This is a genomic window from Ruegeria discodermiae (genome assembly GCF_030758345.1).
In the GTDB taxonomy this organism is placed as follows: Bacteria; Pseudomonadota; Alphaproteobacteria; order Rhodobacterales; family Rhodobacteraceae; genus Ruegeria_C.
In genome coordinates, this window is record NZ_JAVAMO010000005.1 from 1 (window position 1) to 19,620 (window position 19,620).

General features: G+C 60.6%; 23 protein-coding genes. 8 read left to right on the forward strand and 15 right to left on the reverse strand.

Annotated elements, in window-relative coordinates:
• Positions 1-107 precede the first annotated feature (107 nt).
• Positions 108-692 carry a hypothetical protein gene (locus Q5Y75_RS12955; protein ID WP_306197985.1) on the reverse strand — a complete coding sequence of 195 codons (585 nt, stop codon included), beginning with the start codon at positions 690-692 and terminating at the stop codon, positions 108-110.
• 101 nt (positions 693-793) lie between these two features.
• Complete coding sequence (locus tag Q5Y75_RS12960) at positions 794-3,142, reverse strand: DNA topoisomerase IV subunit A (protein ID WP_306197987.1); 2,349 nt, start codon at positions 3,140-3,142, stop codon at positions 794-796.
• Positions 3,143-3,345: 203 nt separating this feature from the next.
• Between Q5Y75_RS12960 and Q5Y75_RS12965 the strand changes: the two genes are divergently transcribed.
• The 4 genes from Q5Y75_RS12965 to Q5Y75_RS12980 all read left to right on the forward strand — a co-directional run bounded on the left by Q5Y75_RS12965 (position 3,346) and on the right by Q5Y75_RS12980 (position 5,731).
• On the forward strand, positions 3,346-3,981 hold the full coding sequence (locus Q5Y75_RS12965; RefSeq protein ID WP_306197989.1) for an SH3 domain-containing protein: 636 nt from the start codon (positions 3,346-3,348) through the stop codon (positions 3,979-3,981).
• A 68-nt stretch (positions 3,982-4,049) separates the two neighbouring features.
• Positions 4,050-4,877: an SDR family NAD(P)-dependent oxidoreductase gene (locus Q5Y75_RS12970; protein WP_306197991.1), complete on the forward strand. Its 828-nt coding sequence runs from the start codon at positions 4,050-4,052 to the stop codon at positions 4,875-4,877.
• Between the two features lie 73 nt (positions 4,878-4,950).
• Positions 4,951-5,154, forward strand: a complete 204-nt coding sequence (locus Q5Y75_RS12975; RefSeq protein WP_306197993.1) for a twin transmembrane helix small protein — start codon at positions 4,951-4,953, stop codon at positions 5,152-5,154.
• A 4-nt stretch (positions 5,155-5,158) separates the two neighbouring features.
• A complete protein-coding gene (locus Q5Y75_RS12980) occupies positions 5,159-5,731 on the forward strand; it encodes a cob(I)yrinic acid a,c-diamide adenosyltransferase (protein ID WP_306197995.1) in 573 nt (190 codons plus the stop codon).
• A 146-nt stretch (positions 5,732-5,877) separates the two neighbouring features.
• Here the strand turns inward: Q5Y75_RS12980 and Q5Y75_RS12985 are convergent, their stop codons facing one another.
• Positions 5,878-6,246 carry a VOC family protein gene (locus tag Q5Y75_RS12985; RefSeq protein ID WP_306197997.1) on the reverse strand — a complete coding sequence of 123 codons (369 nt, stop codon included), beginning with the start codon at positions 6,244-6,246 and terminating at the stop codon, positions 5,878-5,880.
• A 72-nt stretch (positions 6,247-6,318) separates the two neighbouring features.
• Positions 6,319-7,104: an ABC transporter permease subunit gene (locus Q5Y75_RS12990; protein ID WP_306197999.1), complete on the reverse strand. Its 786-nt coding sequence runs from the start codon at positions 7,102-7,104 to the stop codon at positions 6,319-6,321.
• 352 nt (positions 7,105-7,456) lie between these two features.
• On the opposite strand from Q5Y75_RS12990, the gene Q5Y75_RS12995 reads away from it, so the two are divergent.
• The 3 genes from Q5Y75_RS12995 to Q5Y75_RS13005 all read left to right on the forward strand — a co-directional run bounded on the left by Q5Y75_RS12995 (position 7,457) and on the right by Q5Y75_RS13005 (position 9,667).
• Positions 7,457-8,215, forward strand: a complete 759-nt coding sequence (locus Q5Y75_RS12995) for an electron transfer flavoprotein subunit beta/FixA family protein (RefSeq protein ID WP_306198747.1) — start codon at positions 7,457-7,459, stop codon at positions 8,213-8,215.
• Positions 8,215-9,144 carry an electron transfer flavoprotein subunit alpha/FixB family protein gene (locus tag Q5Y75_RS13000; RefSeq protein ID WP_306198000.1) on the forward strand — a complete coding sequence of 310 codons (930 nt, stop codon included), beginning with the start codon at positions 8,215-8,217 and terminating at the stop codon, positions 9,142-9,144. Before Q5Y75_RS12995 ends, Q5Y75_RS13000 begins: the two co-directional genes overlap by 1 nt.
• A 130-nt stretch (positions 9,145-9,274) precedes the next feature.
• Complete coding sequence (locus Q5Y75_RS13005) at positions 9,275-9,667, forward strand: META domain-containing protein (protein ID WP_306198002.1); 393 nt, start codon at positions 9,275-9,277, stop codon at positions 9,665-9,667.
• Here Q5Y75_RS13005 and recO read toward each other — a convergent pair.
• From recO to acpS, 7 genes are all read right to left on the reverse strand, one after another.
• Complete coding sequence (gene recO / locus Q5Y75_RS13010; protein WP_306198004.1) at positions 9,651-10,376, reverse strand: DNA repair protein RecO; 726 nt, start codon at positions 10,374-10,376, stop codon at positions 9,651-9,653. The two genes, Q5Y75_RS13005 and recO, sit on opposite strands and share 17 nt — an antisense overlap.
• An 87-nt stretch (positions 10,377-10,463) precedes the next feature.
• Complete coding sequence (locus tag Q5Y75_RS13015; RefSeq protein ID WP_306198005.1) at positions 10,464-10,790, reverse strand: SemiSWEET transporter; 327 nt, start codon at positions 10,788-10,790, stop codon at positions 10,464-10,466.
• 160 nt (positions 10,791-10,950) lie between these two features.
• Positions 10,951-11,280, reverse strand: a complete 330-nt coding sequence (locus Q5Y75_RS13020; RefSeq protein WP_306198007.1) for a DUF1491 family protein — start codon at positions 11,278-11,280, stop codon at positions 10,951-10,953.
• Positions 11,277-12,185: a GTPase Era gene (gene era / locus Q5Y75_RS13025; protein ID WP_306198009.1), complete on the reverse strand. Its 909-nt coding sequence runs from the start codon at positions 12,183-12,185 to the stop codon at positions 11,277-11,279. The genes Q5Y75_RS13020 and era overlap by 4 nt, the downstream gene beginning before the upstream one ends.
• Positions 12,182-12,868, reverse strand: a complete 687-nt coding sequence (gene rnc, locus Q5Y75_RS13030) for a ribonuclease III (protein WP_306198012.1) — start codon at positions 12,866-12,868, stop codon at positions 12,182-12,184. Before rnc ends, era begins: the two co-directional genes overlap by 4 nt.
• A complete protein-coding gene (gene lepB / locus Q5Y75_RS13035; protein ID WP_306198014.1) occupies positions 12,865-13,701 on the reverse strand; it encodes a signal peptidase I in 837 nt (278 codons plus the stop codon). Before lepB ends, rnc begins: the two co-directional genes overlap by 4 nt.
• A 31-nt stretch (positions 13,702-13,732) precedes the next feature.
• On the reverse strand, positions 13,733-14,176 hold the full coding sequence (acpS, locus tag Q5Y75_RS13040; protein WP_306198016.1) for a holo-ACP synthase: 444 nt from the start codon (positions 14,174-14,176) through the stop codon (positions 13,733-13,735).
• A gap of 96 nt (positions 14,177-14,272) precedes the next feature.
• Here acpS and Q5Y75_RS13045 point away from each other — a divergent pair, with 96 nt between their 5' ends.
• Positions 14,273-15,142, forward strand: coding sequence for a CE1 family esterase (locus Q5Y75_RS13045; protein ID WP_306198018.1), 870 nt, complete (start codon positions 14,273-14,275; stop codon positions 15,140-15,142).
• Between the two features lie 241 nt (positions 15,143-15,383).
• Here Q5Y75_RS13045 and Q5Y75_RS13050 read toward each other — a convergent pair whose 3' ends face one another.
• The 4 genes from Q5Y75_RS13050 to Q5Y75_RS13065 are packed head-to-tail and all read right to left on the reverse strand — an operon-like array spanning position 15,384 to position 19,604.
• Complete coding sequence (locus Q5Y75_RS13050) at positions 15,384-16,004, reverse strand: LysE family translocator (protein WP_306198021.1); 621 nt, start codon at positions 16,002-16,004, stop codon at positions 15,384-15,386.
• The gene (locus Q5Y75_RS13055) at positions 16,001-16,747 is read right to left on the reverse strand and encodes a pyridoxine 5'-phosphate synthase (RefSeq protein WP_306198023.1); all 747 of its coding nucleotides are present in this window, start codon (positions 16,745-16,747) and stop codon (positions 16,001-16,003) included. The genes Q5Y75_RS13050 and Q5Y75_RS13055 overlap by 4 nt, the downstream gene beginning before the upstream one ends.
• Before the next feature lies 1 nt (position 16,748).
• On the reverse strand, positions 16,749-17,438 hold the full coding sequence (locus Q5Y75_RS13060) for a DUF2062 domain-containing protein (RefSeq protein ID WP_306198025.1): 690 nt from the start codon (positions 17,436-17,438) through the stop codon (positions 16,749-16,751).
• 33 nt (positions 17,439-17,471) lie between these two features.
• Positions 17,472-19,604, reverse strand: a complete 2,133-nt coding sequence (locus tag Q5Y75_RS13065; protein ID WP_306198027.1) for a RelA/SpoT family protein — start codon at positions 19,602-19,604, stop codon at positions 17,472-17,474.
• Between the last annotated feature and the right edge of the window lie 16 nt (positions 19,605-19,620).

The following is a 19,620-nucleotide window of genomic DNA, read 5'->3' on the forward strand; positions in this document are numbered from 1 at the left end:
TCCTTGGCGCCCTTTTGCGTTTTGGGGGACCCCAGGTCCCGGTTAGCGTCTGCGCGCGCGGGATATTTGGTTCAAAAGGGAAAATCAAGAGCAACCATGCAACGGCGCTAGCTGTCGGGCGGGTTTTCCGCGCCTGGCTCTGCCTCCGTGTCAGCACGGGCATCGAACCAGCCATCTTTCTGGTGCTCTTCGGCCAACCATTCCTCGATTGCATCGGCTACCTTCAAAGACAGGCCCGCAATCTGCTCCTCTTTGGTACGGCTGTGGCCAGATCCGACCAGCGCACTTTCACCGGTGGTATCTTCGAGAACCTGAATGCGGTGCTCGCGGGCCAGCAACTTTTTCTGGCCGACGTCATAAACATAAACATCCGCAATCGCGATGCTTTTGGGATTGTAGATCACCGGCACACCCGGCGGGGCCAACATGTAAGCCCCCAGATAGACACCGATATCGTATTCCTGAGTTCCCTCGTAGCGACCGAGCCGGGCATCGATTGCATTGGTCAGCCCTGCCTTCCATTCCTCGGCAGTCGCATCGCGCGAGACCGGCCCCTTGACGGCCTTGTCGCTGACCACGTGATTGATGCGCAGCTTGAAATCCCCCAGTTCTTCGGGGGCCTCGTCGATCTGTGTCTGCGTACAGGCCGCCATCAGGGCAAGCCCACCGGCAAGAGCAAAGGTGCGGATCATGACTGTCCCGTCTCGATTGGTTCCTCAGAGGCAATGTTAGACCACCTCCGGGGCGTTTCTCCAAGCGGCATGGGCGAGATTTCTCCGACCACAGGCGCGGCTCAAGAAAATTTGTAGTTGCGCGGGAAGCCATGTGGAGGGCGTTTGCCCACCCCTGCCCGCTTGGCCAGCCATTGGGTCAGATCCGCTTCGTGGCGCGTCTTGTCCCCGCCCATGGTCCAGCGCAGCCCCTCGTCCCAGTTGAAGGTGGTCACATCCGACAGACCGCCATCCAGTTCCAGCGAACCCTGCTTGCCCCGCGCCATGTTGTATTTCTGAAGCCGCACACCCTTGCCGCGCCCCATCTCGGGCAGTTCGGCGGTTGGGAAGACAAGGAACTTGCCGTTTTGCGACACCACGGCTACGTGATCGCCCGCCACCGGCGTGCAGATCAGCGCGCGATCCTCGCCCTTGACGTTCAGCACCTGCTTGCCGCCGCGCGTCTGGGCCACCACGTCGGCTTCAGGCACGACAAAGCCGTTACCTGCGCTGGAGGCCACAAGAAGCTTGCGGTCAGGCGTGTGTATCAGGATGTCGACAATCTCAGCCTCGTTGGGCAAATCAACCATCAGCCGCAGGGGCTCACCCATACCGCGCCCGCCGGGCAGATTCGAGGCGCTGACCGTATAAAACCGCCCGTTGCTGGCAAAGATCAGCAGCCGGTCGGTGGTTTCGGCATGGAAGATGAAGAGCGGGCCGTCACCATCCTTGAATTTCAACTCGCGTTTCAGGTCGATATGGCCGGTCATCGCCCGGACCCAGCCCATCTGCGAGCAAACCACGGTGATCGGTTCGCGGTCGATCATCGCTTCAAGCGGCACCTCTTCAACCTCGCCCGCCTCGGCGAAGCGGGTGCGCCGCGCGCCGCCCTCATAGTCCTTGCCGAAGGTCTTGCGGGTCTCGCGTAATTGCTCGGCGATCCGCGCCCATTGCAGATCAGTACTCTCCAGCAAATCCTCGATCCCGGCGCGTTCTTCCATCAGGGCGTCGCGCTCGCGGATCAATTCCATCTCTTCCAGGCGCCGCAAGCTGCGCAGGCGCATGTTGAGGATGGCGTCGACCTGAACCTCGGTCAGTTCGCCCTCACCCGGAGCTGGCGAGACATAATCGCCCTCGTTGGTGGCGCGGACATGGTCCTTGCTCCAATCCTCGCGCATCAAGGCAGCCTTGGGATCGTCGTCATAACGGATGATGTCGATCACCCGGTCCAGATTGAGGAAGGCGACTATGAAGCCTTCCAGCACTTCCAGCCGGTGGTCGATCTTACCCAGCCGATAGCGCGAGCGGCGCAGCAGCACCTCCTGCCGGTGATCAAGGAAGGCGCGCAGCACCTCTTTCATCGAACAGACCTTGGGCGTGACCCCATCAATCAGCACGTTCATGTTGAGCGAGAACCGCACTTCGAGGTCCGAATTGCGATAAAGCATGTTCATCAGCACTTCGGGGTCCACATTCTTGGACCGGGGCTCAAGGATCAGGCGAATGTCGTCAGCGGACTCGTCGCGCACATCGGCGAGGATGGGGATTTTCTTGGTCTGGATAACCTCGGCGATCTTTTCGATCAGCTTGGATTTCTGAACCTGATAGGGAATCTCGGTGACCACGATCTGCCACTGGCCGCGACCCAGATCCTCGACCTCGTACTTACAACGAAGCCGGAAGCTGCCACGCCCGGTGCGGTAAGCCTGCGCGATGTTCTCCAGCGGCTCCACGATGATGCCACCGGTCGGAAAGTCCGGTCCCGGCACGTAGTTCAGCAACGTGTCGTCGCGCGCATCGGGGGTCTTGATCAGATGCAGGCAGGCGTCACACAGCTCGGCAATGTTGTGGGGCGGGATGTTGGTGGCCATACCCACCGCGATGCCGCTGGACCCGTTGGCCAACAGATTCGGAAATTGCGCCGGCAGCACCACCGGTTCGGTGAGCGTGCCGTCGTAGTTTTCGCGAAAATCGACCGCGTCCTCGTTCAGACCGTCCAGCAGCGCCTCGGCCACGATGGTCATCCGCGCCTCGGTATAGCGCGAGGCTGCCGGGTTATCGCCATCGATATTGCCGAAATTCCCCTGCCCGTCGACCAGCGGATAGCGGACGTTGAAATCCTGCGCGAGACGCGCCATCGCGTCGTAGATCGCCGCATCTCCGTGCGGGTGATAGTTGCCCATCACGTCGCCTGAGATCTTGGCCGACTTGCGGAATCCACCCGTCGCGTTCAGCCGCAGTTCCCGCATCGCGAACAATATGCGTCTGTGAACCGGCTTTAGACCGTCACGCGCATCGGGCAGTGCCCGATGCATGATGGTGGACAGCGCATAGGTCAGATAGCGCTCGCCAATGGCGCGGCGCAGCGGTTCGGCCACTTCGGAACCGGGTTCGGGCAACTTCATGTTGGGGTCGTCGATCGTATCGCTCATATATGATGTGATACGACGCCAGAAGGCGGGCGTAAAGCGAGCCTGCGTGTTTTCCCGCAATGCCCGGCAGGTTTTCCACAGCTTATGGGGAGCAACGTGCGAATCCTCCCCGATTTTTCGACTCGTGAACCCGGTTATGTTATCCTGGGGGTCTTAAGTCTGCTGCTGATTCCAGTTGTTTATTTAGTACGGGGAGGCGCGCCATGCGCTTGGTTATTGTATCTTTTGTTTTCATGGGCTTTGCCTTTTATGAACTCAGCGGCGGCGCTGATTTCGAGCCGCGCGGCGTGCGCGGGCCGAAACCGGAAACAGTCGCGAAATCCCAGCCGGTCGAGACACCAAGTGTGGAAATCGCATCCAGCGCGCCCGAACTTGTCACGGAACCGGTGATCAAGCTGCAAAAAGCCAACAACATCCAGCCTGAAGAAGAAGCTACGCCCGAACAGACGCCCCAGGAGGCGCTGGCACGGCTGGCTCAGATCAACGTGATCGCTACATCTGACAGCCTGTTCCAGGTTCCGACAGAAGAGACGATCACGCTCGCTTCGCTGGAAGAGGGGCTTTTGTCCGCAGAAACGGTGACGGATGCACAGGAGCCCGAGCAGCCGCTGGCAACCTCGCTGCCTGAACCCGAACGTGACATTCGTGAAATCATTGGTACCCGCGTCAATATGCGGGACGGCCCGGGCACCATCTATCCGGTGATCACCCGCCTGAATATCGGTCATCAGGTCGAGGTTCTGGATCACTCGGGTACTGGCTGGCTGCGGCTGCGTGTCCTGCCCGAGCAACAGATTGGTTGGATTGCGGCATCACTGGTCAGCAAAAACGCCAACTGAACTTGACAGCGCATTGCGCCGCTCCTGCTCTGCGGTCATAGAGACCTCGGGTACGGTCAAGAGGCGACATGCGTAAAACCATTCTGATCACAGGGTGTTCGTCGGGCATCGGGCTGGATGCAGCACACGGCATGCGTGCGCGCGGTTGGCATGTCTTTGCCTCCTGCCGCAACCAGCGCGACTGCGACAGGCTGCGCGCGCAGGGCTTTGACAGCCCTAGAATCGACTATACCGATGCTGAAAGCGTTGCTTCCGGACTGGACGAAGTTCTAAAAGCGACAGGCGGAACGCTGGACGCCCTGTTCAACAACGGCGCGCATGGTCTGCCCGGTGCGGTTGAAGACGTGCCGACCGACGGGCTGCGCTATATCTTTGAAAGCAACTTCTTCGGATGGCATGAACTGACGCGTCTTGTGGTTCCCGTCATGCGGGCCCAGGGGCATGGCCGGATCATCCAGAACTCTTCGGTGCTTGGTCTTGTTGCCTTCAAATGGCGCGGTGCCTATGTGGCCACAAAATACGCGCTAGAGGGGCTCAGCGATACGCTGCGCCTTGAACTGCGCGGAACCGGCATCGACGTTATCCTGATCGAGCCCGGCCCGATCACGTCCAAAATCCGGGAAAAGGCGATTCCGGTCTTCGAGCGGTTCATCGATTGGGAAGCCTCGGCGCTGAAACAGCAATATGAGGAAACGCTGCTCAGGCGCCTCTACGAAGGCAGCGGGAATGACCGGTTCGAATTGCCAGCCTCGGCGGTGACCGCAAAGCTGGCCCATGCCGCCGAGGCGAGGCGCCCGCGCCCACGCTACTACGTGACGACGCCAACCTATGTCGCGGCCTTCCTGCGGCGCATCCTGTCGACCCGTACCCGCGACAGTATCCTGTCGCGGCTGTAGCGGAAAAACGGGTTCGCTTTTTTGCCCAGACCCGCTAGGTGAAGGGGCAGAACATGGAATATGTGAGGGCGGCATGGACGGTCTGTTACTGGGCATATTGGGGCTGGCAATGGCGGCGGTCGTCGTCGTGCTGATGATCGGGATCGGTGGCTTTGCCAAAGGTGGTCAGTTCAACGCCAAGTACGGCAACAAGATGATGCGGCTGCGGCTGCTGTTCCAGTTCATCGCAGTCTGCCTCGTAGTGCTCTACGTGTATCTGCGCAATCAGGGAGGCTGAGGCGATGGTCGTTCTCAACAAGATATATACCCGCACCGGCGATGGCGGTCAGACCGCTTTGGGCAATGGCGACCGGGTCGACAAATTCTCGGGGCGCGTAGCGGCCTATGGCACGGTGGATGAGCTGAATTCCTTTGTCGGTGTGGCCCGGCTTGAGGCTGAAGGTGCGCTGTACGAGGCCCTGTCGCATATTCAGAACGACCTGTTTGATCTGGGTGCTGACCTGTGCCGCCCCGACATGGACAAGGACGCGGAGGCTGAATATCCGCCCCTGCGCATGAGTGCCACCCAGACAGAGCGGCTGGAGGGCGAGATTGACAAGATGAACGCCGATCTGGAACCGCTGCGCAGCTTCATTCTGCCCGGCGGGTCGCGGTTGGCCGCCAACCTGCATGTCTGCCGCACCGTTTCGCGCCGTGCCGAGAGGATGGTGGTTGAGCTTGGCAGTTATGAGCCGATCAACGAAGTTGCCGTGAAATACCTCAACCGCCTCAGCGATTGGTTCTTCGTGGCGGCGCGACAGGCCAACAATGGCGGCAAGGACGACGTGTTGTGGGTTCCGGGAGCGAATCGCTGATGCACTCAGCGGCGGCGGGGCCTCCGGTGGAGGGTCCGCCGCCCGGAAGGGCGGAGCCCAGGGATAAACACCTTACGCTATCTTAACCAAAGCCGCGCAAAGCGCCGAAGGCGCGCCCTCGCCTGACACTTATGGCCCCAAGCCCCCTACCCCGCTGGCTCCCATAGCTCGATCGGATTGCCCTCGGGATCGTTGAGCCAGGCGAAACTGCCATTGGGATAGGGCGACTCCGGATCACGTCGAATATCGACCCCCGCCGCCTCAAGCTGTGCGGTCATCGCCTCCAGATCCCGCACCCGGAAATTTAGCATGAACTGCTTTTCGGTATTCCCGAAATACTCGGTAACCTTCTCGAAAGGGGCAAAAACGGTTGGTCCGGCCTCTTGCTGCCAACAGGGTGTTTCATAGTCATTTGGCACCAGGTTGATGCCCAGATGGTCCAGATACCACTGCGCCAGCGCCTTGGGGTCTTCCGAGCGAAAAAAGAACCCGCCAAATCCCAGTACCTTTTCCATGAAAGCCTCCGAGCTGTTGCATCGCTGCTTTCATCCTATCGGAAACCGAGCCCGTTTATAACCGCCCGCCCCTCAGTGGATGCCCGCCGTCAGGCCGCGCATCAGCCAGCGCTGCAACAGGATCACCACAATCGCAGGTGGCAGCAAGGACAACAGCGCAAGCACCATGCCAGCCTGCCCACCAAAACCTGCATAAGCCATACCACGCACCAGCGTGTCATGGTCCTGGCTGGTGGTGGTGATCATGATCGGCCAGACATACTGGTTCCACCCAAGTACGAACAGGATCGCAAACAGAGCCGCGATCATCGGTAGCGAAAGCGGCAGGATGATATCGAGCAGGATACGTACCGGCCCGGCCCCGTCGATCCGCGCGGCCTCGATTAACTCCTGCGGCATTTGCCGCAGATATTGGCGAAAGACCAGCACACCCAGCCCGCTGGCCGTGATCGGCAGGATCATCCCGGTATAGCTATTCAACAGGCCGAGATCGCTGGTGATGGCGAACGTAGGCAGAATCCGGGTCTCGATCGGAAAGAACATCGGCACCAGGATCAGACCATAAATCAGCTCCCTGAACGGCAGGCGGAACCAGACCAGAGCGTAAGCAGCCAGCATCGAGATGGCGCATTTTATAGCCGCAACCCCAAGGGCCAGGATCAGGGAATTCCGCATCATCGCCCCGGCGCCTATGCCGGTTCCGCTGCGCCCGCCGCGCCAGATATCCGCGATCAGCGCCCACAGCGCCGCAGCGTCCAGCCCGCTCATCAGTTGCCAGATCAGCAGGCCAACAGGCCCGGTCATCACGACAACACCCGCCAAAAGGATCAGATGGTCTAAAGGGCGGGCTCTGGGCAAGAAGGATGTCCACAAAATAGGCTGACGGGTAAGGCGCACTGCCACATGGATGCGTCTGGGATGTCAAGGCCGACCCTGCCCCACAAGCGACGCGGTATCAGCGTGCAGCAATCGCACGCGCAAGACCAACGAGCGGCTCTCGGCACGCACGAACCTGCTCGGGTCAGGCGGGCACACCCGCAAAATTGAAAATCAGATTGCCCCGCGCACCGAAAACAAAAAACCCGACGTCCATTATCGCCAATGTGACGATTTTAACCTGTTTTCCGATGCCTCTACCCGTTATCTAGCCCAAGAGAACAAAGGTCGAGTCGACGCCCGGCTCGTCAAATCTGTGAGGAGAATGACGCAAATGAAGGTACTCGTGCCTGTCAAACGCGTGATTGACTACAATGTGAAGGTCCGCGTCAAAGCGGACGGTAGCGGTGTTGATCTCGCCAATGTGAAGATGTCGATGAACCCCTTCGACGAGATCGCCGTCGAAGAGGCGATCCGCCTGAAAGAGGCCGGTAAAGCCGATGAGGTCGTGGCTGTTTCGATCGGCGTCAAGCAGGCGCAGGAAACGCTGCGCACCGCGCTGGCCATGGGTGCCGACCGCGCCATTCTGGTTGTGGCCGCCGACGACGTCCATCAGGACATCGAACCGCTGGCCGTTGCCAAGATCCTGGCCAAAGTGGTCGAAGAAGAGCAGCCCGGCATCGTTCTGGCCGGCAAGCAGGCCATCGACAACGACATGAACGCCACCGGCCAGATGCTGTCTGCGCTGCTGGGCTGGTCGCAGGGCACCTTCGCGTCCGAACTGGACATCGAAGGCGACACCGCCAAGATCACCCGCGAAGTGGATGGCGGTCTACAGACAATCTCGGTGAAAATGCCGACCATCGTCACCGTCGACCTGCGCCTGAACGAGCCGCGCTATGCCTCGCTGCCCAACATCATGAAGGCGAAGAAAAAGCCGCTGGATGAGAAGACCGCCGCTGATTATGGCGTCGATGTCACCCCGCGTCTTGAAATCGTCAAGACAGAAGAGCCCGCCGCACGCGCTGCAGGTATCATCGTCGGTTCGGTTGACGAACTGGTAGAGAAACTCAAAGAAGCGGGGGCTGTGTAATGGCTGTACTTCTTCTTGCCGAAGTCACCAATGGCGAACTGGGCCTGGATGCCACCGCCAAGGCTGTGACCGCTGCAAAGCAGTTGGGCGACGTGACCGTTCTGGCCGCAGGCGCCTCTGCCGCCGCTGCTGGCGAAGCCGCTGCCAAGATCGACGGAGTCAGCAAGGTGCTGGTCGCCGAGGATGCCTCGCTGGGTCATCGCTTGGCGGAGTCGACCGCCGCGCTGATCGTCGGCCTGGCTGACGGCTATGAGCATATCATCGCACCCGCCACCACCGACGCCAAGAACGTGATGCCGCGCGTGGCCGCGCTGCTGGACTCGATGATCATTTCGGACGCATCCGGCGTGGTTGACGGCTCGACCTTCGAGCGTCCGATCTACGCAGGCAATGCGATTCAGACGGTCAAATCCAACGACGCCAAGAAGGTCGTCACCATCCGTACCGCGACCTTTGATGCCGCTGGCGAAGGCGGCGCGGCCCCGGTCGAGACCGTGTCGGTAGCCGCCGATCCCGGCCTCAGCTCGTGGGTTGAAGATAAAGTAGCTGAAAGCGATCGTCCGGAACTGACCTCGGCAGGCGTCGTGGTCTCGGGTGGCCGTGGCGTTGGCTCGGAAGACGACTTCAAACTGATCGAAACCCTGGCCGACAAGCTAGGTGCGGCTGTTGGCGCCTCGCGCGCCGCGGTCGACTCGGGCTATGCGCCGAACGACTGGCAAGTGGGTCAGACCGGTAAGGTTGTTGCACCTGACCTCTATGTCGCCGTCGGCATCTCGGGCGCGATCCAGCACCTGGCCGGTATGAAAGACAGCAAGGTCATCGTCGCGATCAACAAGGACGAAGAGGCACCGATCTTCCAGGTTGCCGATTTCGGACTGGTTGCCGACCTGTTCACCGCTGTGCCTGAGCTGACCGAAAAGCTGGGCTAAGCCAGCGATGGGGAACCCCCATATCGCTTAGAAACAACCAAAGGCCCGCCGATCCGGTGGGCCTTTTCTTTGCGCTCTTGCGCCGCGCTTATCGGGCGCTTACCCCGGGGGCGTATCAAGGAGGTTTCGCATGCTGCGCCTGTTTCTGTTCACGCCTCTGATCGCACTTGGCCAATGCCAGTCCGATGAAAGCGTTGCCGCCTATGGCGCATCGGAGGCGACCTGGGTTCTGGAAAGCATCGCTGGCGCGCCGGTGACCGCACCCTCCACCCTGACCTTTCCCGAAACGGGGCGTATCGCAGGCAAGGCCCCCTGCAACAGCTATAGCGGCGCGCTTGAGGCGCCCTATCCCTGGTTCGAGGTGAACGATCTGAGCGCCACACGGATGGCCTGTCCAGAGCTGGAGGCCGAGGGCACTTACTTTGCGGCCCTGATGGCGATGACCCAGTCCGAAGTGTCCGGCGATGTCCTGATCCTGCGCAACGATCAGGGCTATGAGATGGTGTTCAAATCCGGCGAGTGAACGCCTCGATAAAGCGCGCCCGCGCTTCGGGCAAAGGTTTGTGCCCCAGCCCGCGTGCCAGATGGTTTTCAAGGAAATACCCTGTGGTCGCAAAGGCTTGCGCGATCTCTGCATCCGGGGCCGGGCCTTCGCCACGCAGGCAGGGCGGCAACGGCAACATGCGGTCGGCCCAGTCTCCGGCGCCTTCTGCGGTCACAGCACGACCCGATTTGGGAGAGACGTAGATCAGCCCCTCGCGCGCGCCGGTCACCGCGCAGGTGGTCAGATCAAGACCGAAACCCAGCTCGTCAAGCAGCGCCATCTCCCAGCGCAGATAGGCGAGCGGCCAGATCTCATCCTGTCCCAGCAGATCCAGCAGCTGTTCGGTGCGGGTGTAGAGCGCCGGATGCGCCTCGCGCTCGGGCAGGCAAAAGGACAGCAGGGCCACCACCGCATTCAACCCGGCCAGCGCCAGCCGCCCCGAAAACGCCGCCGCCGCGCGCGACCGCAGCGGTTCGACCTGAAAGCTGCCGATATGCTCCTCAAGCCGCGCCCGCCAAAGCACGTCCAGCTGCGCGCCGGGCTGCAGGACCGGGGCAACCTTGCGACTGGTCCCGCCGCGCACCACGCCTGCATGACGCCCGTGGCTCTCGGTAAAGACCTCGATGATCGCCGCCGTTTCACCATGGCGGCGAGATGTCAGAAGGATGCCATGATCGCGCCAGTCCAAGGCCGGTCCAATCTTGTTGGTGTGGTCTCGTTCGCGCACAAGAACGCAAAGTCGGGACCGCCGCAAGTCAGACGAGCGCAGGACAGCTTAGAACGTAACGCCTGCATGGATCAGGATACCGATGACCATCAGCAGGTTGAGTACCATTGAGATCCCGTTGCCCACGTAAATCGGCAGCTTCTTGACCATCAGACCGTAGACGAACCAAAGCAACGACAACGCGGCATAGAGCGACCACGTCACCAGAGACTGGCCAGACGCATGCTGGGAATGAGTGAGGTAGAGCTTAACAAGCTGCGGAAGCGTGGCGAAGGGACCAACAACACCAACAAACACCATGAACCCCTCGAAGTGCTTCATCACACGACCGAGGTTTGATCTTATGAACTTCTGACCAATTGCTATGTCAGCCAAGATACGATCTCCGTTTGGTGGTGTTGGGCCGACCGCTTGCGCCGCACCCGCAGATTTCATCCGCGGCCTATTTAGGTATTTTGAAACGCTGAACCAAGTCCCGATCGCGGGAAAAACGCAAGCGGCTCTGACAGCTGGATTGGCGACCTCGGCAACGGCGCTACTCCAGCCCCTCTTCGCCCAGCAGGTGCCGTCCCTGACGATCCTCAACCTCGATCACCCAGAGGTCGGGATCAAAGCTGCGCTGGCGTTGGATGGCCTCGTCCACCTCGGCCTCGGCACCGCTGGATAGTTCCAACCATTTGCGATCCCCGCTCATCAGATCGAAGCTGCGTTGGAAGGCGACGGCCTGACCATCCAGCGTGTTGAGCTTGACCAGAACCGCGCCCGCGGTGTCATCACCATGGGCCACGACAAAGGCTGGAATGTCCTGAAATCGCAGCCGCGCCAGATAGGCGTGGACCCAGAAATCAGCCGTCAGGCGGGTCATGTATTGCCGTCTTTGAAATCCAGGCCCATCTCGGAATAGCGCTCGGATTCCTCCAGCCAGTTGGGCCGTACCTTGACCTGCAGGAATAGATGCACCTTGCGGTTCAGAAACTCTTCCAGTTCCGCACGCGCGGCCTGGCTGACGGCCTTGATGGTCTCGCCGCCCTTGCCCAGCACGATGCCCTTGTGCCCGTCGCGCACCACATAGATCACCTGATCGACACGGGCCGAGCCGTCCTTGCGCTCCTGCCAGCTCTCGGTTTCGACGGTCATCTGATAGGGCAGTTCCTGATGCAGCCTCAGCGTCAGCTTCTCGCGTGTCATCTCGGCGGCGATCATGCGCATGGGCAGGTCGGCGATCTGGTCTTCGGGATAGAGCCAGGGACCCTCGGGCAACTCGCCAGCCAACCATGTGCGCAGGTCTTCAACACCATGGCCACGTTCGGCCGAGATCATGAAGGTTTCGGCAAAGCCATAGCGCCCGTTCATATCCTTGGCGAGTTCCAGCAGGTGACCCGGCTTCACCTTGTCGATCTTGTTGATCGCCAGCGCCACCTTGCGGCCCTGACCGATTTCTTCGAGCCCTTCGAGGATACACTCAACCCCTTCGGTGACGCCGCGATGCGCCTCGACCATCAGCACGACGATATCGGCATCCGCCGCACCGCCCCAGGCTGCGGCCACCATGGCGCGATCCAGACGGCGGCGCGGCTTGAACAGACCCGGTGTATCGACAAAGACCAGCTGCGCGTCACCCTCCATCGCCACGCCGCGGATACGGGCGCGGGTGGTCTGCACCTTATGGGTCACGATCGAGACCTTGGCCCCCACCATACGGTTCAGCAGGGTGGATTTGCCCGCGTTGGGCTCTCCGATCAGGGCGATGAATCCGGCGCGTGTGGTCATTTCTTTTGCTCCAACCTGTCCAGCAGGGTCTTGGCCGCCATCTGTTCGGCCTGCCGTTTCGACCCGGCAGTGGCCTGTTCTTCACTCCCGTCCTGCAACCGTGCAGCGATGGTGAAGATCGGGGCGTGATCGGGGCCCGAGCGCGCAATCTCAACATACGACGGCGGCGTCTGGCGGCGGGCCTGCGCCCATTCCTGCAGCGCGGTCTTGGCGTCGCGGGCATCATCCTCGACCTGATGGATACGCTCGCCCCAAAGCCGCAGGATCACGGCACGGGCGGCCTCGAACCCGGCATCCTTGTAAACAGCGGCGATGACCGCCTCCATCGCGTCACCCAGCAGAGCCAGCTTGCGACGGCCACCCGACTTCATCTCGGACCGACCCAGTTTCAGCACCGCACCCAGATCAACCTGTCGCGCCACATCGGCGCAGGTTTCCTTGCGCACCAGCGCGTTGAACCGCGGCGCCAGTTGCCCCTCGCTCGCGGTCTTGTCCTCGTCCAGTAGGGCCGTGGCCATCACAAGACCCAGCACCCGGTCGCCCAGAAATTCCAGACGCTGATTGTCACTGCGCGTGGCCGATGAAATCGAACCATGGGTCAGCGCGCGCACCAGCAGTTCGGGCCGGGAAAACTCATGGCCAATCCGCGCCTGAAACGCGATCAGATCTGCCGAGAGTTTCAATCGATCCTCTTGAAGAAGCGGTCGCCGCGCCAGGTCCAGAAGAACAGCATTGAGCGGCCAGCGGATGAGAACATGACACGATCCGCGCGACCGATCAGGTTTTCATACGGCACGAAGCCGACACCGCCCGCAGATTGCGGCAGGCGCGAATCGCTGGAATTGTCGCGGTTGTCGCCCATGAAGAAGTAATGCCCCTCGGGCACGGTATAGACGCCGGTATTGTCCGAGGCCTGATTGCCGATGTTCAGAATGGTATAGGACACGCCGTTGGGCAGGGTTTCGATGTAGCGTGACTTGATACAGGTGCCGCCCAAGCCCACGGGGCCGTTTTCACAACGCGGGCGCAGGCCTTGCGGACCTTGCGGTTCATAGGTCTCCTCGAACACGCCATCGGGTTCCAGCCCAACCGCGGTGCCGTTGATATGCAAAACGCCCTGGCGGATCTGGATGCGGTCGCCCGGCATGCCGATCACACGCTTGATGAAGTCATGACCCGTGGTCGGGTGGCGAAAGACCGCAACATCACCGCGCTCGGGTTCACCGCCGAAGACACGGGTATTGTCGCCGTCGATGAAACCGCAGATTTTCTGGGCGTCGATATTGATGCCGATGCCGGGCATCATCAGGTTCGGGCAGGAGGCGTAGGAATAGCCGTAGGACATCTTGTTGACGAACAGGAAATCGCCGATCAGCAGCGTCTCTTTCATCGAGCCTGAGGGAATCCAGAACGGCTGAAAGAACAGTGTGCGGAAAATACCCGCAAAGAGCAGGGCAAAGACGATGGTCTTGATCGTCTCCCAGACGGCATTTCCGGATTTGGCTTCGGTGGCCATACTGCTCTCCGATTTTCTTTCTGATCGCGCGCTACATGCGGGGCGGACCGGGGTAAGTCAAGGGCACGCCCTCGTCATCCAGGGGCCTCGCCTCGATCACCACAAAGGCCTGCGCCCAGGGGTGGTCATCGGTCAATGTGACATGGATGATCGCCTCGTGGCCGGGCGGCGTCATTTCGCGCAACCGCTCGGCGGCCCAGCCGGTCACCTGCATCACAGGCTGACCGGTCCTGAGATTGCTGACCGCCATGTCCTTCCACGCGATGCCCATGCGCAGGCCCGTCCCCAGCGCCTTGGAGCACGCCTCCTTCGCAGCCCAGCGCTTGGCATATGTACCAGCGGTATCGGCGCGGTGTTCGGCCTTGCGCTGTTCGATATCGGTGAAGACACGATTGCGGAACCGATCACCGAACCGGTCGAGCGTGCCCTGAATGCGGTCTATATTCGCGAGGTCTGTGCCGATGCCGAGGATCATATGTGTCTCAATTCTGCGGTTGCGCCAATCAAAGATAGTTTGCTTCCGATGGCAAGCGGATGATGGGAAGTATCTGTGCTAGGATCGGAACGGGCATTGGCTGAATGGGGGGTTAAAATGTCAAGGTTTTTGGTTATCGCTGGCGCGTTGTTCTTCCTCGCGCTTAACACACATGTCCGGGCCAATCCGCAAGACTGCGGTACCGAGGATGGGCCGTGCGAGGTCGGAGAGTTAACGTACCGCGTCGTCCTTCCTCAGCACCCGCAGAATGCACCCAGCGTCATATATCTGCATGGTTACGCTGCGACGGCAGATTCTGCATTAAAGCTTCCCAATCTCGCTGACGCCTTTACCAGCAGGGGGATCGCTGTCATCGCACCGAATGGGCAGGTCGATGTTGGGAACCCAAAGGCCTTGGACTGGGGTGTTCACGACGGTCACCGTTGGCCCCGAGATGATCTGAGGGCGCTGGGTCAAATCAAAAAGGACGCGGTAGAGCGTTTTGGCCTGAACCCAGATCGGATTTTGCTTGCCGGATATTCGCGCGGTGGCTCTTTGGTTTGGGACAAAGCCTGTTCAGACCACACTTTCGCGACCGCTTACGCCTCGGCATCCGGCGCTTTTTGGGAGCCAATGTGGCGACGGTGCAGCGGTCCGGTGCACTTGCATCATTCGCACGGCTATGCCGACCGCACTGTGCCGCTGGAGGGACGGTTTGTCATTTTTGGCGGGTGGGAATTCGAGCAGGGCAGTGTGATGAAATCCATTGAGATTTTGACCCGCACCAATGGGTGCGGTCAGATGGCAGACAAAGCTGTTACAGATGCCGCAATTTGGGAGAAACGCTGGACCAATTGCGACGCGGGGTCATTGGTGCTGGCTCTGGGGCCGCATGGGCATGGCAGACAAACCGGCTGGGCCGACAGTGTGGCAGAATGGTTTCTTAACCTGCCAGCCACTCAATAGGCTCGCAGGATAGTTATCCCGCCTCTCGTGCCTCATCCCCCAGGCAGCCGACCCCGCGCAGATGCCCAGCGCAAAGGCCAGACCGGCGGTGCGGCCTTCGTTCATCGCCGTTCCCGCGATGCCCATCGTCGCCGGACCCGGAGAGCCCCCGGCCATCAGCTAGGCGAACCAAATGGAAATAAACGCCGGTGTAATCATGCGCGTGCCTCATCCATTGGGAGGTTTCTTTTGCTGTGGCGTATCATCTTGCAAAGGCCGACTTGATCAGGCCCAGACCGGCAATCGCGAACAATCCGGCAACGACACCATCGATCCAGCGACGGAACCTGCGATATCCGGTCATCATGCCGCTGACCGAAAACAGCAGTGAATAGAGGGCGTTGTTGAGGAACCCCGCAGCGATGCAGACCAGTGTTGCAACCACGACAGAGACCAACCCATCCTCCGGGCCAAGGCCGACGGACAGCGCCGCCATCCACGCGATGACCGATTTCGGATTGGACAGGTTAAGGATCAGCCCGCGCCAGAACCAACGGCCTTTGCCCGGCAGCGACACCTTTCCGGCATCCGACCGCAGTGCAGACCGCCCCGATTGCCATGCCAACCACAATAGATAGAGGCCGCCCAACAACTTGAGCACCATCAACACATAAAGCGAACTTTGCAGAACCGCGCCCATTCCGCTGGCGGCGATCAATCCCCAGAAGATCAGGCCGCAGGACAATCCCGCGCCATAGACAAGGCTGGTCCTGCGCCCAAAACTCATCGCGACAGCCGCGTTTGAGATATTCGCCGGTCCAGGCGAGACAGCAACAACAAAGAAGGCAAGCGCGGTGATGGCAAGCGATGCCAGATCGATCATGCCCGCGCCTCATCCATGAGGCGACGCATTTCGGCGATCGCGGGGGTGAGGCCCAGAAAGATCGCCTCACCGATCAGGAAATGACCGATATTCAGCTCACGCACTTCCGGAAAGGCGGCGACCGGTTGCACGGTGTCATAGGTCAACCCATGCCCCGCATGCACCTCAAGCCCCAAGGAATGCGCGAACGCGGACATCTCGCGCAGCGCCTCCAACTCCCGCATGGCCTCATCGGAACGCCCCTCGGCATGGGCATCACAATAGGCACCGGTATGCAGTTCGATCACTTCGGCGCCAATGCGGTGAGCGGCTTCGATCTGGCGTTGGTCGGCGGCGATGAAGATCGACACGCGGCAGCCCACATCGCGCAAGGGCGCGATGAAATGGGCCAGCCTGTTTTCCTCACGCGCCACTTCCAGCCCGCCTTCGGTGGTGCGTTCCTCGCGCTTTTCGGGAACGATGCAGACCGCGTGCGGCTTGTGGCGCAGGGCGATCTTCTGCATCTCGTCCGTCGCCGCCATCTCGAAGTTCAGCGGCACGGACAGAACCTCCATCAGACCGTCGATATCGGCATCTGAGATGTGACGGCGATCTTCGCGCAGATGCGCGGTGATGCCATCCGCGCCTGCCTCTTCGGCCAGTTTCGCGGCGCGCAGCGGATCGGGATAGGCCCCGCCACGCGCGTTGCGCACAGTGGCCACATGGTCGATATTCACGCCCAGCCGCAGATGAGTGTCAGACATGTCAGTTGTCCCTGTTTCGTTTTCCAGAGGACACTAGCGATGTTTGATCCGCCGCGTCACCCTCGGCTTCGGCCTTTTTGCGGATCGCTTCGAACTTGGCCTTGATCTTGGCGCGGCGGCGCTGCTGATAGGCGCGGATCAGGGGCACGGACAGGTAATAGCAGATCGCCCCGGCAATCAGGCCCGGTGCGATGCCACCGATCATGTAGGGATAGAAAATCTCGTCATAAAACACCTCCAACCCGTGCCAATGCGCTTTGCGGTCGGTGAACATAGCAAGACAGTTGTGCCACAGGTCGCTGCCCGCATCCGCGAACTTGTCGAGCAGCGAATTGCTGACTCTTTCCCGGTATTTTGTGCCTAGAATGAAATGGCCCGTCTGCAAAGAGATCACGCCGATCGGCACATAGGTCAGCGGATTGCCAAAGAATGTTCCGCTGAGCGAGGCCAGAAAATTGCCGTTGATCAGGCGCGCGCACAGCACCGCGATCACGAAATGCAGCCCGTAAAACGGCGTGAACGAGGCGAACACCCCGGCCCCGATCCCGCGTGCGATGCGTTCGGGGGAATCCGGCAGCCGACGGACGCGGTGTTTGACGTAGTGAAACGCGCGGGTCCAGCCGCCGCGCGGATACAGAAATTCCGAGACGACCTGAACGGGCGATCGGCGATCTCGGCGCTTGAACACCACGCTGTGTCGTCCTTTCCCTTGCCCGTTCGGGCCTTATCCCGCCTCGACCCGTTTTCGGGCCTTTTCCCGATAGCGTTCAACCGAAGCGACATCGCTTTCGGCCTCCAGCATCAGCATCAGAGAATGCAGCTGTTCCAGATCCCTGATTTCGACACTGATCATCAATCGGTAAAAGTCCGGTTTGCGGTCCAGAAATTCAAGGTTCGAAATATTGGCCTTTTTCTCGCCAATCAATGTGCAAATGCGTCCCAGCACTCCCGCATCATTGCCGATCGTCAGATCCAGCCCGGCCCCGTAGACCGCCGGATGGGTGCCTGAATGCCAATGCAGGTCGACCCAGCGCTCGGGCTGATCCTCGAACTCGCTGAGGCGCTCGCAATCCATGGCATGCACAACGACGCCCTTGCCGCGATAGGTGATGCCGAGGATGCGTTCTCCCGGCAGCGGCTGGCAGCACGTGGCCCGCTCAAAGCTCTGTCCTGGCTCCAGACCGATCACCGCGCGCCGGGGCGAGATCGCGTCGCCCTCATCGGGGGCCAGGTCAGGATAGACCGATTGCACCAGCTCGTGCCCGGTCAGTTCCGCACTGCCCAGACGCGCCAACAGCTCGCCGCGATCCTTGAGCCGCAAATGCCGCGCCACCGTGTCCAGAACCTTGTCGGTCACCTTGCGGCCCACATGTTCAAACGCAGACCGCGCCAGTTCGTGGCCCAGTTTGATGAACCGCTCGCGATCCACCTCGCGCAGCGCGCGACGGATCGCGGTGCGAGCCTTGCCGGTCACCGCGATCTCAAGCCAGCTGACCTGCGGCGTCTGGCCTTCGGCGGTGATGATATCGACCGATTGTCCGTTCTTGAGTCGGGTCCAGAGCGGCACGCGAATGCCGTCCACCTTGGCCCCCACGCAGGCATGGCCGATGCGAGTGTGAATCGCATAGGCGAAATCGATCGGCGTCGCCCCGCGCGGCAGTTTCACCACATCACCCTTGGGGGTGAAACAGAAGACCTGGTCGGAATACATCTCAAGCTTGACCGCTTCGAGGAAATCCTCGTGATCCTCTTCGCTGTCGAACTGTTCGGTCAGGTTGGCGATCCACTTGGCCGGGTCCACGGCAAATGGGTTTTCCGAGCGTACCCCGTCACGATAGGACCAATGCGCCGCAACACCGGTTTCGGCCACATCATGCATCTGACGGGTACGGATCTGCACCTCGACCCGTTTGCCGTCGCGGCCCGACACAGTGGTGTGAATCGAGCGATAGCCGTTGGATTTCGGCTGGCTGATGTAATCCTTGAACCGCCCCGGCACCGCACGCCAACGCTGATGGATCGCGCCCAGTGTGCGATAGCAATCCTCCTCGGACCCGGTGATGATACGAAAGCCGTAGATATCCGACAGTCGCGAGAAGCCCTGATCCTTTTCCTGCATCTTGCGCCAGATTGAATAGGGCTTCTTGGCGCGACCGAACACCTCGGCCTCGATCCCGGCTTTCTCGAGCTCGTGCCTCATATCGCCGGTGATGCGGTGAATCACATCGCCGGTTTCCCGTTGCAACATGATGAAACGGCGAATGATTGATTGGCGGCCTTCGGGGTTCAGGACACGAAAGGCCAGATCCTCCAGCTCTTCGCGCATCCACTGCATGCCCATACGACCTGCGAGCGGCGCGAAGATATCCATCGTCTCGCGCGCCTTGACCACCTGCTTTTCCGGGCGCATCGCCTTGATCGTGCGCATATTGTGCAAGCGGTCGGCCAGCTTGACTAGAATGACGCGCAGGTCCTTGGACATCGCCATGAACAGCTTGCGGAAGTTTTCCGCTTGCTTGGTCTCAAGACTAGTCAACTGCAGGTTGGTCAGCTTGGTGACACCATCGACCAGCTTGGCGACCTCATCGCCAAACAGCTCTGCCACCTGGCCGTAATTGGCCTTGGTGTCTTCGATCGTATCGTGCAGTAGGGCAGTGATGATGGTCGCGTCATCCAGCCGCTGCTCGGTCAGGATCGCGGCAACAGCAACTGGGTGCGAGAAGTAGGGCTCACCCGAATGGCGGAACTGCCCTTCATGCATCTGGCCGCCGAAATCATAAGCGGCGGCAATCCGGTCTGCATTGGTTTTGGGATTGTAGTTGCGGACCAGCGCGATCAGGTCGTCAGCTGAAATCATCCGGTCCGCATCCTTC